Annotated in this window: 9 protein-coding genes; 6 read left to right on the top strand and 3 right to left on the bottom strand. The window is 64.6% G+C overall.

The window, feature by feature from the left end; translation table 11 throughout:
• Positions 1–67: 67 nt before the first annotated feature.
• The 3 genes from BG57_RS00675 to BG57_RS00665 all read left to right on the top strand — a co-directional run bounded on the left by BG57_RS00675 (position 68) and on the right by BG57_RS00665 (position 2,757).
• Positions 68–310 carry a hypothetical protein gene (locus BG57_RS00675; RefSeq protein WP_035959491.1) on the top strand — a complete coding sequence of 81 codons (243 nt, stop codon included), beginning with the start codon at positions 68–70 and terminating at the stop codon, positions 308–310.
• The gene (locus BG57_RS00670) at positions 307–768 is read left to right on the top strand and encodes a hypothetical protein (RefSeq protein ID WP_035959489.1); all 462 of its coding nucleotides are present in this window, start codon (positions 307–309) and stop codon (positions 766–768) included. The genes BG57_RS00675 and BG57_RS00670 overlap by 4 nt, the downstream gene beginning before the upstream one ends.
• 93 nt (positions 769–861) lie before the next feature.
• Positions 862–2,757, top strand: coding sequence for a propionate--CoA ligase (locus tag BG57_RS00665; RefSeq protein WP_035959488.1), 1,896 nt, complete (start codon positions 862–864; stop codon positions 2,755–2,757).
• Positions 2,758–2,964: 207 nt separating this feature from the next.
• Here the strand turns inward: BG57_RS00665 and BG57_RS00660 are convergent, their stop codons facing one another.
• Positions 2,965–4,197: an MFS transporter gene (locus BG57_RS00660; RefSeq protein ID WP_035959836.1), complete on the bottom strand. Its 1,233-nt coding sequence runs from the start codon at positions 4,195–4,197 to the stop codon at positions 2,965–2,967.
• 338 nt (positions 4,198–4,535) lie between these two features.
• Here BG57_RS00660 and BG57_RS00655 point away from each other — a divergent pair, with 338 nt between their 5' ends.
• Together BG57_RS00655 and BG57_RS00650 are read left to right on the top strand one after the other, a co-directional pair.
• A complete protein-coding gene (locus BG57_RS00655) occupies positions 4,536–6,158 on the top strand; it encodes a methyl-accepting chemotaxis protein (protein WP_035959487.1) in 1,623 nt (540 codons plus the stop codon).
• Between the two features lie 1,215 nt (positions 6,159–7,373).
• On the top strand, positions 7,374–7,820 hold the full coding sequence (locus BG57_RS00650) for a hypothetical protein (protein WP_035959486.1): 447 nt from the start codon (positions 7,374–7,376) through the stop codon (positions 7,818–7,820).
• Positions 7,821–7,851: 31 nt separating this feature from the next.
• Here BG57_RS00650 and BG57_RS00645 read toward each other — a convergent pair whose 3' ends face one another.
• Positions 7,852–9,324 (bottom strand): HDOD domain-containing protein, encoded by a 1,473-nt coding sequence (locus BG57_RS00645; RefSeq protein ID WP_035959484.1) that lies wholly within the window; start codon positions 9,322–9,324, stop codon positions 7,852–7,854.
• Positions 9,325–9,467: 143 nt separating this feature from the next.
• A complete protein-coding gene (locus BG57_RS00640; protein WP_035959483.1) occupies positions 9,468–11,339 on the bottom strand; it encodes a putative bifunctional diguanylate cyclase/phosphodiesterase in 1,872 nt (623 codons plus the stop codon).
• Positions 11,340–11,796: 457 nt separating this feature from the next.
• On the opposite strand from BG57_RS00640, the gene BG57_RS00635 reads away from it, so the two are divergent.
• Positions 11,797–13,059, top strand: coding sequence for an EAL and HDOD domain-containing protein (locus BG57_RS00635; RefSeq protein ID WP_035959482.1), 1,263 nt, complete (start codon positions 11,797–11,799; stop codon positions 13,057–13,059).
• The last annotated feature ends 13 nt before the right edge of the window (positions 13,060–13,072 follow it).

The raw sequence follows: 13,072 nt of genomic DNA, 5'->3' as shown, positions 1-13,072 counted from the left end.
TCGCGCTTGTTATTGAGAATGATTCTCAATACAATCGTTCGTGAGATGCATCTGGAGGACGCCCGACATGACGAACGATTCCACAAGCGACGCGTGCGACGCGGTCCAGGGCTGCGCCGTCGCCGTCAACGCCGCGAAGGTGCTCGACACGACACGCCGCGCCTGGACGGCTGCGCCCGCAGTCGAAGCGGAGCAGCAGGCCGATCGCCGGGCGCCGCACGCGGTGCGGAAAAAGCGCGTCGTGCCGCGGCGTTCCCGCTGGCCGAGCCTGATCGCCGCCCTGAATCACTGGAGCCCGAAGCCGCTGTGAACGCCGACCTTTTCAAGAATCCCCCGCTCGCGCTGGACTCGCAGCTTTTCGACGCGAGCCGTTTCCCGCTCGTTCGAGTGCGCCGCCGCGCGATCCAGCCGGGCTGCGCGTTCGCGTGGGCCGCGCAGATGCGACGGCTGCTTGCGCTGGCGACGCCGTTCGTCATCGTCGCGGAACACGCCGGCGACGAGACGCCCGACGACTTCCGGCTTCGCGCGGCCTGGCTGCGCACGCATCGCGCGGCGCTGGGCGCGCACTGCCGCGGTTTCATCGTGATCGAGCCACGCATCGAAGCACGGGCCGGCACGCGCGAAACGCTGCGCACGCTCACCGAAGGAAGCGGCGTCCGCACGGTCGTCGTATCGAGCATGCGGGTGGCGAGCGAACTTGCGCCGGTGCTGCTCAAGCACACGGCCACGAAAGCATCCGCGCGCGTCTCGCAAAGCCGCGCGGTGTAGAACCGTCGGACCGATCAGGGCGCGCCCTCTCTAGCCAGCCGTTCGCCGGCTGCTCTATTCTGTGGAGCCAACGCCGCTTTGCAGAGGACGCGCATGCCGACTTACCGAGAAGCGTATCGACGGTCTATCGAGGAGCCTGAAGCGTTCTGGGCCGAGCAGGCCCGCCGCATTCACTGGCAGACGCCGTTCGACAGCGTGCTCGACGCGAGCAATCCGCCGTTCGCGCGATGGTTCATCGGCGGCAGGACGAACCTCTGTCACAACGCGGTCGATCGTCATCTGGCGACGCGTGCGCAACAGGACGCGCTCGTTTATGTATCGACGGAAACCGGCATCGAGCGGCGCTACACGTACGCCGAACTTCACGCCGAGGTGAACCGCATGGCGGCCGTGATGCGCTCGCTGTCGGTCAGGAAAGGCGACCGCGTCCTCATCTATTTGCCGATGATCCCCGAAGCGGTCTTCGCGATGCTCGCGTGCGCGCGCATCGGCGCGATTCATTCGGTCGTGTTCGGCGGCTTTGCGGCGCCGAATCTGGCGGCGCGCATCGACGATGCGGAGCCTGCGCTCATCGTCACCGCCGACGCCGGCGCGCGTGCCGGCAAGGTGATCGACTACACGCCGCTCGTCGATGAGGCGCTGTCGCGCGCCGAGTTCAAAGTGACGCAAGTGCTGCTGATCGACCGCCAGCTTGCGCCCGAGCGGTTGCAGGCCAGCTATCTCGTCGCCTACGAGCCGCTGCGCGAGCAGTTTTTCGACGCCCACGTGCCTTGCGAATGGCTCGAATCGAACGATCCGTCCTACGTCCTTTATACGTCCGGCACGACGGGCAGGCCGAAGGGCGTGCAGCGCGATGTCGGCGGTTATGCGGTGGCGCTCGCGGCGTCGATGGAGCACATCTTTCAGGGCGCGCCGGGCGACATGATGTTCACCGCATCGGACATCGGCTGGGTCGTGGGGCATAGCTACATCATCTATGCGCCGCTGATCGCGGGACTGACCACGGTGATGTACGAAGGCACGCCGGTTCGTCCCGATGGCGGCGTCTGGTGGCGGCTCGTCGAGCAATACGGCATCAATCTGATGTTCACCGCGCCGACCGCGCTGCGCGTCCTCAAAAAGCAGGACCCGGCGCTGATGGAGAAATACGACCTGTCGAGCCTGCGCACGCTGTTTCTTGCCGGCGAGCCGCTCGACGAGCCTACCGCGCAGTGGATTCAAAGCGCGCTCAAGAAGCCTGTCATCGACAACTACTGGCAGACCGAAACCGGCTGGCCGATGCTCGCGATTCCGCGCGGCATCGAGGCGTTGCCGTCGAAGCTGGGTTCGCCGGGCGTGCCGTCGATGGGCTTTGCGCTGACGCTTCGTGACGAACTGACGGGCGATGTCTGCGCGCCGGGCGAGAAGGGCGTCGTCACGCTCGGCTATCCGCTGCCGCCCGGCTGCATGCAGACCGTCTGGGGCGATGACCAGCGGTTCATCGACACGTACTGGCGTAGTGTGCCGAACCAGATGGTCTATTCGACGTTCGACTGGGGCGTGCAGGACGAGGACGGCTACGTGTCGATACTCGGGCGCACAGACGATGTGATCAACGTGGCGGGGCATCGGCTCGGCACGCGCGAGATCGAGGAGGCGCTGTCGGCGCATGCGGCGGTGGCGGAAGTGGCGGTCGTCGGCGTGGCGGACCCGGTGAAGGGGCAGGCGGCGACGGCGTTCGTCGTGTTGCGCGATGCCGATCGCATCAATGCGCCCGGCGCGCGCGAGGGCATGGAAGCGGAGTTGTGCCATGCGGTCGATACGCAGCTCGGCGCGATTGCGCGGCCGGCGCGCGTGCATTTCGTGTCGATGCTGCCGAAGACGCGTTCCGGCAAGCTGCTGCGGCGCGCGATTGCGGCGCTGGCGGAAGGACGCGATCCGGGCGATTTGCCGACCATCGAGGATGCCGGGGCGTTGGCGCAGGTGAGGTCCGCGCTGGAAGGGAAGTAGCGGACGGGCGGCATTGATTCGCGGCAAGGGAGGGCGGGATTTCGAAGCTACCGCGAGCCGTCACGCGATGCCGCACGTCCGAATCAACCGACGGCAACGGCTATGAAAAGCTCGTCGCAACCTGCGACTAAACAAGCAAAACGCCCGGTCATAGAACCTCGACCGGGCGTTTCGTGCGTGCTGGCGCTTCAGCGCCGCATCGGGCCATCAAGCCTTCGCATCCCTCGTCTTCGGCAAGAACACCGCCAACATGCCGATCAACGGCAGGAACGCGCACAGCTTGTACACGTGATCGATGCTCGTCACGTCCGCGAGATGCCCGAGCACCGCCGCGCCGACGCCACCCATCCCGAACGCGAAGCCGAAGAACAGCCCCGCGACCATGCCGACCTTGCCCGGAATCAGTTCCTGCGCGTAGACCAGGATCGCCGAGAACGCCGACGCCAGCACGAGCCCGATGATCACCGACAACACGCCCGTCCAGAACAGGTTGACGTAAGGCATCAGCAGCGTGAACGGGGCGACGCCGAGGATCGATACCCAGATCACGGCCTTGCGCCCGACTTTGTCGCCGACCGGCCCGCCGATGATCGTGCCCGCCGCGACCGCCGCAAGGAACACGAACAGATGAATCTGCGCGGTCTGTACCGATACGCCGAACTTGCTGATCAGATAGAACGTGAAGTAGCTCGTGATGCTCGCCAGATAGAAGTACTTCGAGAACACGAGCAGCACGAGCACGCTCATCGCCATGAAGACCTTGTCGCGCGGGAGGGCGGCGTGCGTCGCTTGCGCGCGGCCCTTTTTCGTCGCCGGATGACGCTTGTACCAGCGGCCGATGTTCGCGAGCACGACCATCGCCAGCAGCGCCGCCGCCGAAAACCACGCGATGCTGCGCTGGCCATGCGGAATCACGATCAGCGCGGCGAGCAGCGGCCCCAGCGACGAGCCCGCGTTGCCGCCCACCTGAAACAGCGACTGCGCGAGACCATGCTTGCCGCCCGACGCCATGCGCGCCACCCGCGACGACTCCGGATGAAACACCGACGATCCGCAGCCCACCAGCGCCGCCGCGATCAGGAGCGTGCCGAAGCTGCCCGCAACCGACATCAGCAACAGCCCGGACAGCGTGAACCCCATGCCGACGGGAAGCGAATACGGCTTCGGATGCTTGTCCGTATACAGCCCGACGAGGGGCTGCAACAGCGACGCGGTGATCTGATACGTCAGCGTGATCAGCCCGATCTGCCCGAACGTGAGCGCGAATTCGCTCTTGAACATCGGATAGATGGCGAGGATCAGCGACTGGATCATGTCGTTGAGCAGGTGCGAAAAGCTGATCGCGCCCAACACGGAATACATGGTGCGCTGCACGGCCGGCGCGGTGGCGGCAGGCGTTTCCGATGGCGGAAACGCGCCCTTGTCGATGCTCGTTTGCATGTCGATGGCAGTTAAAAAAGCGGTTGTCTCGGACTCTTCTTCGTTGCGATTCATGCGCGAACCGCATGTTTGCCAAGTTTAGGGTGTCTCGCTCGCGGTGTGCTGCCAAGAATTGTCGCGAATCGGACACGAAGGGCCGGGTATTCATCAGACACATGCAGTTTTTGGCCGGTTATAAGTGCGGACAGGAATCGCATCGACCGAAGCCAACGAACGCGCACGGTCGTGCCGATGCCGTTAAAGAAAACCAGACTCATGCCGTAGATGAGCAAAGAAGCAGAGCATGAAAGCGCGTCACAAAGCGCATCGCTCGACCATAACGATCACGGGGATCATCGATGAAACTGCATACGCTGCGCGCCGGCAAGGGCGCGGGCTCACCGCGAGCGACCAGGCGCGGACTATCCGTCAAAGCGTCGCTGCGCCTCGCGTTCGGCCTCGTGCTGTCAGGCACGCTGGCGATCGGCGCGATCTCGCTCACGCAGATCAGCCGTCTCAACGGCGCAACGGAATCGATCTATACGCAGGGTTATGTCGCGAGCCGGGCGGCCGAAGAAACGCGCGGTTATCTGCTGCGCGCGAGCCGTTCGCAGAAGATGCTGCTGACCGCGTCGACGGCGAAGGAGCGCGACGAACTCGGCGATCAGATCGAGCACGCGCTGACGGACATCGGCAAGGAGCAGTCGCAGTTGTCGCAGTACATGGATCGCGCCGACACCGATGCGCTCGCGCAGCACAAGCGCTTTGCCGCCGCGCTCGCGACGTGGAGCGGCAACCTGCGCACGTTCGTGAAGCTCGTGAAGGAACAGCCGCTCGATCTGTCGCAGATGAACTGGCAAGTCGGCACGCAGGACGTCTCGCTGCTCGTCGAGACCGGCAAGCTCGAGAAGATGGTCGATGAACTCGTCGAGCGGCGCGGCGCGGCGGCCAAGCGCACGATCGACGCGGCCTCGTTCATTTTCCAGTCGTCGTTCGTGATGGTGCTGGCGTTGACGGCGGCCCTCTTCGTGCTGGCGATCGTCGTCAGTGAATGGATGGTGCGGCGTCTTTCCGGACAGCTCGGCGGCGAGCCGGCTTATGCGAAGGAGATCGCGAGCCGCATTGCTTCGGGCGATCTCGCGTATCCGATCGCGCTCAAGCGTCGCGACGACGCGAGCATGCTCTACGCGCTGTCCGAAATGCAGTCGGGCCTGTCGGCGACGGTCGGCGATATTGCGGCGAGCGCGGAGGCGATTGCGTCGGCGTCGAGCGAAATTTCGACGGGCAACGTCGATTTGTCGCGCCGCACGGAAGAGCAGGCTGTCGCGCTGGAAAAGACGGCGGCGAGCATGGAGCAGCTTACGTCGACGGTGCGCCAGAACGCGGACAACGCGATGCAGGCGACGACGCTCGCGCACAACGCGTCGGAGATTGCGGAGAAGGGCGGCACGGTGGTGAGCCGCGTCGTCGAGACGATGCAGCGTATCGATGCGAGCGCGAAGAGCATTGGCGACATCATCGGCGTGATCGAAGGTATCGCGTTCCAGACGAACATTCTTGCGTTGAACGCGGCGGTGGAAGCGGCGCGCGCGGGCGAGCAGGGGCGCGGCTTCGCGGTCGTTGCGGGCGAGGTGCGCAGCCTTGCGCAGCGTTCGTCGGCGGCGGCGAAGGAGATCAAGACGCTGATCGATACGTCGGTGTCGCGTGTGTCCGATGGATCGACTTATGCGCAGGAAGCCGGTGCGACGATGGAAGAAGTCGTGAGGGCGGTGCGCCGCGTGACGGACATCATGGGCGAGATTTCGGCGGCATCGGCGGAGCAGAAGACCGGCATCGAGGCGATCGGACACGCGGTGTCGCAAATGGACGCGGGGACGCAGCAGAATGCTGCGCTCGTGGAGCAGGCGGCGGCTGCGGCTCAGTCGCTCGATGATCAGGCGCGGGCGCTTAAGGAACTTGTGGGGAAGTTTCAGCTTTGCTGAGGGTGTTTGCTTTGCGGTTGGCGGTTGTTTGTCGGTGAGCTTGTATTCGTGTCGGTTTATTTGCTCGCCCCTCCCCGGGGCGGGGGGCACTTTCTTGGCTGTCGACCAGAGTTGGCGCTTTAGCGCCTTACTCTGGTCCCATGCAAAGAAAGTAACCAAAGAAAGCAGCTTTTTTTCGAACCGCACGATGCACTAACTCGTGTGGTCACTTCGTAGAATATCGGTGGCACTCAGCTTGAAAGAGCCTTGAGTCACCTTCCGCGCCCGCTGACAACTAGCGTCCTCCGAGCCCCTTGGCTCGTTAACACCGACCGTCTATCACGTACCGCGCAAACAAAACGACATCGAGCGACAAAGCGCGCAGACTGCGAAACGCAAAACGCAAAACGCAAAACGCAAAACGCAAAACGCACGCACAAGCACAAGCCAAGCAGAAGCCGGACTTGAATGCTAACGGCACGACGCACACGTCCCAGGGAAGTCGGGCAATGGCAAAACGACTGACTGCAATGGCGCGCGATGACTCAAGGGAGTCGATTCGCGAGCGATGAATTTGCGATCTATGCGGTAAGCGAAACTCGATTGCTTGGGCTGCTGATGAGAGATGCGTTTTCGAGGTGGCTGAACTAATGATGGTGTTAACGAGCCAAGGGGCTCGGAGGACGTTAGTTGTCAGCGGGCGCGGAAGGTGATTCAAGGCTCTTTCAAGCTGAGTGCCACCGGTGTTCTACGGAGTGGCCACACAAGTTAGTGCATCGTGCGGTTCAGAAAAATGCTGCTTTCTTTGGTTACTTTCTTTGCAGCAGCAAAGAAAGTGACCCCTGCCCCGGGGAGGGGCGCGCTAACAGACCGACACGAACACAAGTTCAGCGAAAAACAATTCAAGTTGCGAAGATTAGAAATGCTGCATTCTTTGCATGGAACGAGAATAAGGAAGCGCCAACTCACTTCGACAGGCAAAAACGTAACCCCCGCCCCGGGGAACGGGCAAGCAAGCAAACAGACCGACACAAACCCAACCTCACCGCGCAAACCCGAAGCGCCCCTTGCCAGCAACACCAGGCCGAGACTAAAATCCCCGACCAAGGGCGCGGCAGCGGCGCCCCCTCTCGCGAAAGTCCTCCGCACCTGCCACGCAACTCCATCCCCGGATCGAACCGCAACGTCGAACCTTTACAGCCGCAGCGAGAACGGCGCATATAAGGGAACAACGTTATGTGGTCCACATCCTGTCCGATCGAATCTCCCGTCAGCAATAGCGACTACCTGCGCGAGCACGCGCGGCGTCTGCTCCGGCAAGCCCGCGACGGCGATGCGAGCGCCGCCTTGCCCGTCCTGCGCCGCCTGCTGGCAGCAAGCTCGAACGCAACCCGCAGTCGAAGCCTGACAAACCTCCACGCCTCGCGCAGAGATTTACAACTGAAGCACATGCTATCGATGCTCGCCGCCGAACTCGGCTACGCAACCTGGGACGCATGCAAGGCCGACATCGACACACGCGAAGCCAGAAGCATCGACCGATACCGCTTCGATGCCGGCGCGTTCAACGACTTCGAGAAGAACTGGTTCGCAAGCGAGACCGACGCGCTCGGCTGGCAGCGCAGCCACGGCGGCTACATCGTGCGATACGGCGAGCAAGCCGTGGCGATCCTGAAAAGCTGAGGGGCACGCGAACTGGAACGACATCGAGCAATCAGATCAGCTCGACTTCCTTCCAGTTCGCGTTAGAAAAAAAACGGCTTAACTCCCGCGTAAGCTCGTTGAGCGCGCTCATTTCCTGCGGCGAAATCTTGTGCACGTGCTGGCCAACCGTCCAGTCGCCATACACGAGTGCGACCGTCGTATCGTTCGCTTTCACCGGCAGCAGCACGAATGCCTGCGCTTCGCCGAGCGTCTCCTTGTACCAGCGAGGCAGCCGCGCGTCGATGCGCGCATCGTGAGCATTCTCGATGAAAATGCCCACCGGATTCGTGATCGCTAGGTGGAACACGTCCGGCCGGAACTCGGCGGCAAAGCGCAACGCGGGCAGCATCGCCTCGATACCCGCACCCAGCCCGAGCCGCGCCTGAAATTCATTGTTGGCCTGGCGCACGAACACGACCGTGCGCGACAGCCCAAGCCCCGCCAGCACTGCTTCCGATGCGAGCGCGAGCACGGGCCCGAGCGCGTTCTTCGACGGCAGCGAGCGCATGTCCTCGAGACTCGCGCCGATGCGCGCCTCCGCCGACACGCCCGCTCGCGCAATGGCGTCCGCATCCGCCTGCAACTCGACGATCTCGCGCATCACGCCGTCGCCGCTCTCTTCACTGGCGAGCGCGAGGCTCATCGCCGCGAGCGTTTCGGCATCGGTATTGAGCGCGCCGCAGTAGCGTTCGGCGAGATCGACCAGCATCGATTCGCGTCCGTCCGCCGCCACGTTCTGCGCGGTGAGCGCATCGGCGACTTCGGTCGAATAGTTGGTGACGGCTTGCAGCCAGCGCACGTGCTTCGGCACGCTCTCGTCGGGCGGGGCAGTGGGGTCGCTCGCGCGCATGCCGGCGCGGATCGTCTCGGGAAGACGCCAGCGATCCGCCGCCTCGATGCCGATTTCCTCGAACGTGACACCCAGCAGCTCGGCACACGCGTGGCTGTCGCTGATCTGCTCGGCAGCGGCCTTGCGCCGCAACTGATCCCACTCGTGCTCGAGATAGAACGCAACGAGCAGCTTGCCGATCTGCCGCATCAGCGTGCAGACGACGGCTTCCTCGGCCGATCGAAGGTCGATGCGTTCCGTGACCTGCCGCGCCACCGTGCCGGACAGCAGCGTGCGGTTCAGCTCCAGCTTCGCGTCGATACGGCGCGGCGCGCTGTGATGAAAGTGATCGACGAGCTTGAGGCCCACGACCAGATGCCCCACCGCGTCCATGCCGAGCACCATCAGCGCGCGGGTGACCGTCGTGATGTTGCCGCCGAAGGCCATGTACATGGCGGAATTGGCGAGGCGCAGCACCTTCTGCGTGAGCCCGAAGTCCGACAGCACGACTTGCACGAGCGCCGTGAAGTCGAGGTCGTCATCGCTCATCGCGGACACAGTCGTGCGCAGCGCCTGAGACAGCATCGGGAAATCCCCGCGCTCGCTCATGCGCCCCCACAGCTTGTCCAGTAGTTCGGCCTTGGTGCGTGCCATGCGTAATAAAACCCATCGTTCTCGCAACGGCTAATCCGAAGCGGCTGAAGCTCATCCATCCATTCGGCGTCTTGTTCCGAAGAGACCGACGGCGTCGATAAATCGAGGCGCGATCGTCGATTAGAACACGAACACGCGTACTCTCATAATGTCTCGTGCAGCAGCAGCGAGTGCGTCTGGAACGAGCGCGCCAGTTCCTCGGACGGCAGCGCATGGCTGATCAGCCAGCCCTGTATGTGATCGCAGCCGAGATCCGCGAGCAGATCGCGCTGCGCCTCCGTTTCGACGCCCTCGGCGACCAGTTCCAGCCCGAGCGACTGCGCAAGGCTCACGACCGCGCTGACGATCGCGCGGTTGTTGCGCGACGTAATCAGGTTGTCGACGAAGCTGCGGTCGATCTTGAGCTTCGACAGCGGAAAGCGCTGCAGATACGCAAGACTCGAATAGCCAGTGCCGAAGTCATCGACGGCGAAGCGGATGCCGAGCGAACGCAGCGTCTCCAGCAGGCGCGTCGCTTCTTCCGGGTCCTTCATCAGCAGGCTTTCGGTGATCTCGAACACGACCCGTCCGGCATCGATGCCCGTCAGTGCAATGGCTTCCTTCACCGCCGTGACGAAACGCTTGTCGCGGAACTGCTGCGGCGACACGTTCACCGACACGTAATCCAGCCGGATGCCGATCGCGTCCCACTGCACGAGCTGCATGCACGCCGCTTTCAGCACCCAGTTTCCCAGGTAGTTGATGAGGCCGATCGATTCGGCGAGCGGAATGAACAGCGACGGCGGCACGAGCCCGTGCACCGGATGATTCCATCGCATCAGCGCTTCGACGCCGACGACCGCGCCCGTGCGGATCTTCGTGATTGGCTGGAAGAACAGCGAAAACTCGCCGTTGCGCACGGCTTCGTAAAGATCGGCTTCGAGCTTCAGGCGCTCGGCGTCGGCGGGATTGTCGTCGAAGGTATGGAATACGAGCGTGTTGCCGCCCGCTGCCTTCGCCTGCGCGAGCGCCAGATCGGCCATGCGCAGGAGGCTTGCCTGCACGCCGGGCTTGCCTTGCTTGCTCGCGGCTTTGGTCGCCGCCGCCAGATCGGGATAGAGCGCGACCCCCACGCTCGCCGACAAATGCGTGTGCTGCCCGCGATATCGATACGGCTGCGCAATGGCGGTCAAGAGCCGCCGGCCGAGGCTTTCGGCGGCTTCCGCGGTCGCGCCGGCGGGCAGCAGCACGGCGAACTCGTCGCCGGCCATGCGCGCCACGCGCTCGCCATGCGCGGCAGTGTGCTGGATGCGCCGCGCGGTCTCGCGCAGCATGTCGTCGCCGGCGTCGTAGCCGAGCGCGCGGTTGATGCGCTGATAGTCGTCGATATCGAGCAGCACGAGCGCCGCCTGCGAGCGCGTCTGCTCGGCTTCGGCCTGCGCCGCGCTAATCGCGCCTTCGAGCGCCGTCGCGTTTTCTAGGCCCGTCAGCGGATCGTGATGCAGCGCATGCACGAGCGACAGTTCCCGCTCGCGCCAGCGCGACACGTCGAATGCGGCGAGCGCGAAGCCCGGCGTGCCGAGCGCGTCGGTCGACATCAGGCGCAGCTCGACGCAGATCGGATAGGTCAGCGACTTCACGAGATTGAGCGTCGCGGATTCGAGCTTGCCGCTCGCGCGGGCGCGGGTGATCAGCGCGTTCAGTTCATCCGCTTCTTCCGACGGCACGAGATCGTGCAGCGTCAGCATATTCAGATAGTCGCGGTGATAGCCGATGAAATCGATGCTCGCATCCGACACATACTGAAAGCGCAGCGCGTCGTCGAGTTGCGCGAGGAAATCGACGGGAGCGAGCGTCGGCTCGAGTTGCGGCGAACGGGCCGGCCGCACGGCCGCCGCAGGGGCGTCGTCGACGAGGGGCGCGTCGTCGTGAGTCTCGCGGTTCTCTTGCGCGGGGGCGCCCCATGCGCGGCGCAGCGCATCGAGCGCGATGCGCCAGGGTGCGCGGCGGGAGACGTTGATCCGGTTCGCTTGCATGGTCTGTTTAGGTTCTCGCGGCGACGCTCGCCGTCAGCGGTCGACGCAACGCACGCATCGGACGCTCGCGGCGGCGCGGTGGCCGCATCGAGCGGCTACCGGGCTGGCCGTGCCGGCACGGCGCGGCACGCTCTATCAGGCGAGTTATCGGCGGCGCGGGCGATTTCTTTAATCTGCACGCGCGGGAGCCGCTTCATGCTCGCGCCCGCGATTTCGTTTACAGTGGCGCGTTTTGGCGATTGACCGCCGCGCGTCCCGCGCCGCGCGGTTCGATCCGATCCGCGAACCTGCTCGACACGTTTTGCCTCATGTTCGACGCCGTTAGACCGCCTCCCGCGCCCGCCAGATGCCACCGGCCCGCGTGCCTCGCTTGCGCCTCGTGGCCCTTCGCGCAAACCTTTGCGCACGCGGCGGCCGCGACCGCACGCCGCGGCGTTGCGTTCAGCCTGTTCCCGTCATGAACGATTTCCCGTCGACGCGTGCGCCGCGCGTCTATGTCGGACGCCAGCCGATTCTCGATGGCGCCGGCGCGCTCGCCGCCTACGAACTGCTCTTTCGCGACAGCCCCGACAATCGCGCGCGCGTGCACGACGACGTCCAGGCGACCGCCCACGTCGTCGCGCGCACTGTGGGGGAGATGGGCGTGTCGGCGGTGCTCGGACTGCATCCGGGCTACGTGAACATGAACCGCGAGCTGATCTTCGACGACATCGTGCATCTGATGCATCCCGAGCGCTTCGTGCTGGAACTGCTCGAAAGCATCGTGTTCGACGACGCGCTTTTCAAGCGATGCGCGCAGTTGCGCCGCGAAGGCTTCCGCTTCGCGCTCGACGACGTCACGCGCATCGACGACACGCTGCTCGCCGCGCTGCCATCGGTCGATATCGTCAAGGTGGATCTGCTCGCAGCGGAGCGCGCCGAACTGCCCGAACTCGCGTCGATCGCGAAGAAGCACGGCAAACTGCTCGTCGCGGAGAAGGTGGAAACGCACGAGGATTTTATCGAAGCGCGCGATCTCGGCTTCGATCTGTTTCAGGGCTATTTCTTCGCCCGGCCGCAAGTGCTGTCGGCGCGTCGCGCGAGCCCGGCGCGCGGCACGCTGTTGCGGCTGCTCGCGGTGCTCGGCGCCGAGCCGGGCCTGCGCGAACTCGAAGCCGAACTGAAGCGCAATCCGGACATCGTGCTGCAACTCATGCGCCTCGCCAATTCGAGCGCCCATGCGCGCGGGCGGCGGGTGTCGTCGCTGCGCGATGCGGTGGCCGCGGCCGGCACGCGCCAGTTGATGCGCTGGACGCAATTGCTGCTTTATGCCGATGGCAGCGGCCTGCCGTGGCGCTCCGATCCGCTGCTGCAACTCGTCGGCGCGCGGGCGCGGTTCATGGAACTCGCGGCGCACGCGCTGCGTCCATCGGACGAAGCCTTCTCCGATGCCGCGTTCATGGCCGGCGTGTTCTCGCTCGTGCACGTGGTGCTCGACATGCAGCCGGCGCAAATTGTCGATAAGCTGCACCTGGCGGCCGATATCCGCTCGGCGATACTTGGCGGCGAAGGCGTGCTCGGCGCGCTGCTCGGCATCGCGCAGGCGGCCGAACGGGGCGATGCCCGCGCCATCGATACGTGCCGGCTTGCCGAGCCTGCGCTCGACGCGCTCACGCCCGCGCTGCTCGCGAGGCTGCAAGTGGAGGCGGCGGCGTGGTTCGCGGGGCAGCCGCTCGACTGAGCACCCTTCGATC

The sequence above is a fragment of the Caballeronia grimmiae genome (assembly GCF_000698555.1).
In the GTDB taxonomy this organism is placed as follows: Bacteria; Pseudomonadota; Gammaproteobacteria; order Burkholderiales; family Burkholderiaceae; genus Caballeronia; species Caballeronia grimmiae.
This window is presented reverse-complemented; position numbering and strand designations above follow the sequence as displayed.

Excerpts from the sequence above, each read along its gene's own strand:
- BG57_RS00660 (WP_035959836.1), bottom strand. The coding sequence starts at position 4,197 with ATGCAAACGAGCATCGACAAGGGCGCGTTTCCGCCATCGGAAACGCCT.
- BG57_RS00650 (WP_035959486.1), top strand. The coding sequence starts at position 7,374 with ATGTGGTCCACATCCTGTCCGATCGAATCTCCCGTCAGCAATAGCGAC.
- BG57_RS00655 (WP_035959487.1), top strand. The coding sequence starts at position 4,536 with ATGAAACTGCATACGCTGCGCGCCGGCAAGGGCGCGGGCTCACCGCGA.
- BG57_RS00645 (WP_035959484.1), bottom strand. The coding sequence starts at position 9,324 with ATGGCACGCACCAAGGCCGAACTACTGGACAAGCTGTGGGGGCGCATG.
- BG57_RS00635 (WP_035959482.1), top strand. The coding sequence starts at position 11,797 with ATGAACGATTTCCCGTCGACGCGTGCGCCGCGCGTCTATGTCGGACGC.
- BG57_RS00675 (WP_035959491.1), top strand. The coding sequence starts at position 68 with ATGACGAACGATTCCACAAGCGACGCGTGCGACGCGGTCCAGGGCTGC.
- BG57_RS00665 (WP_035959488.1), top strand. The coding sequence starts at position 862 with ATGCCGACTTACCGAGAAGCGTATCGACGGTCTATCGAGGAGCCTGAA.
- BG57_RS00640 (WP_035959483.1), bottom strand. The coding sequence starts at position 11,339 with ATGCAAGCGAACCGGATCAACGTCTCCCGCCGCGCACCCTGGCGCATC.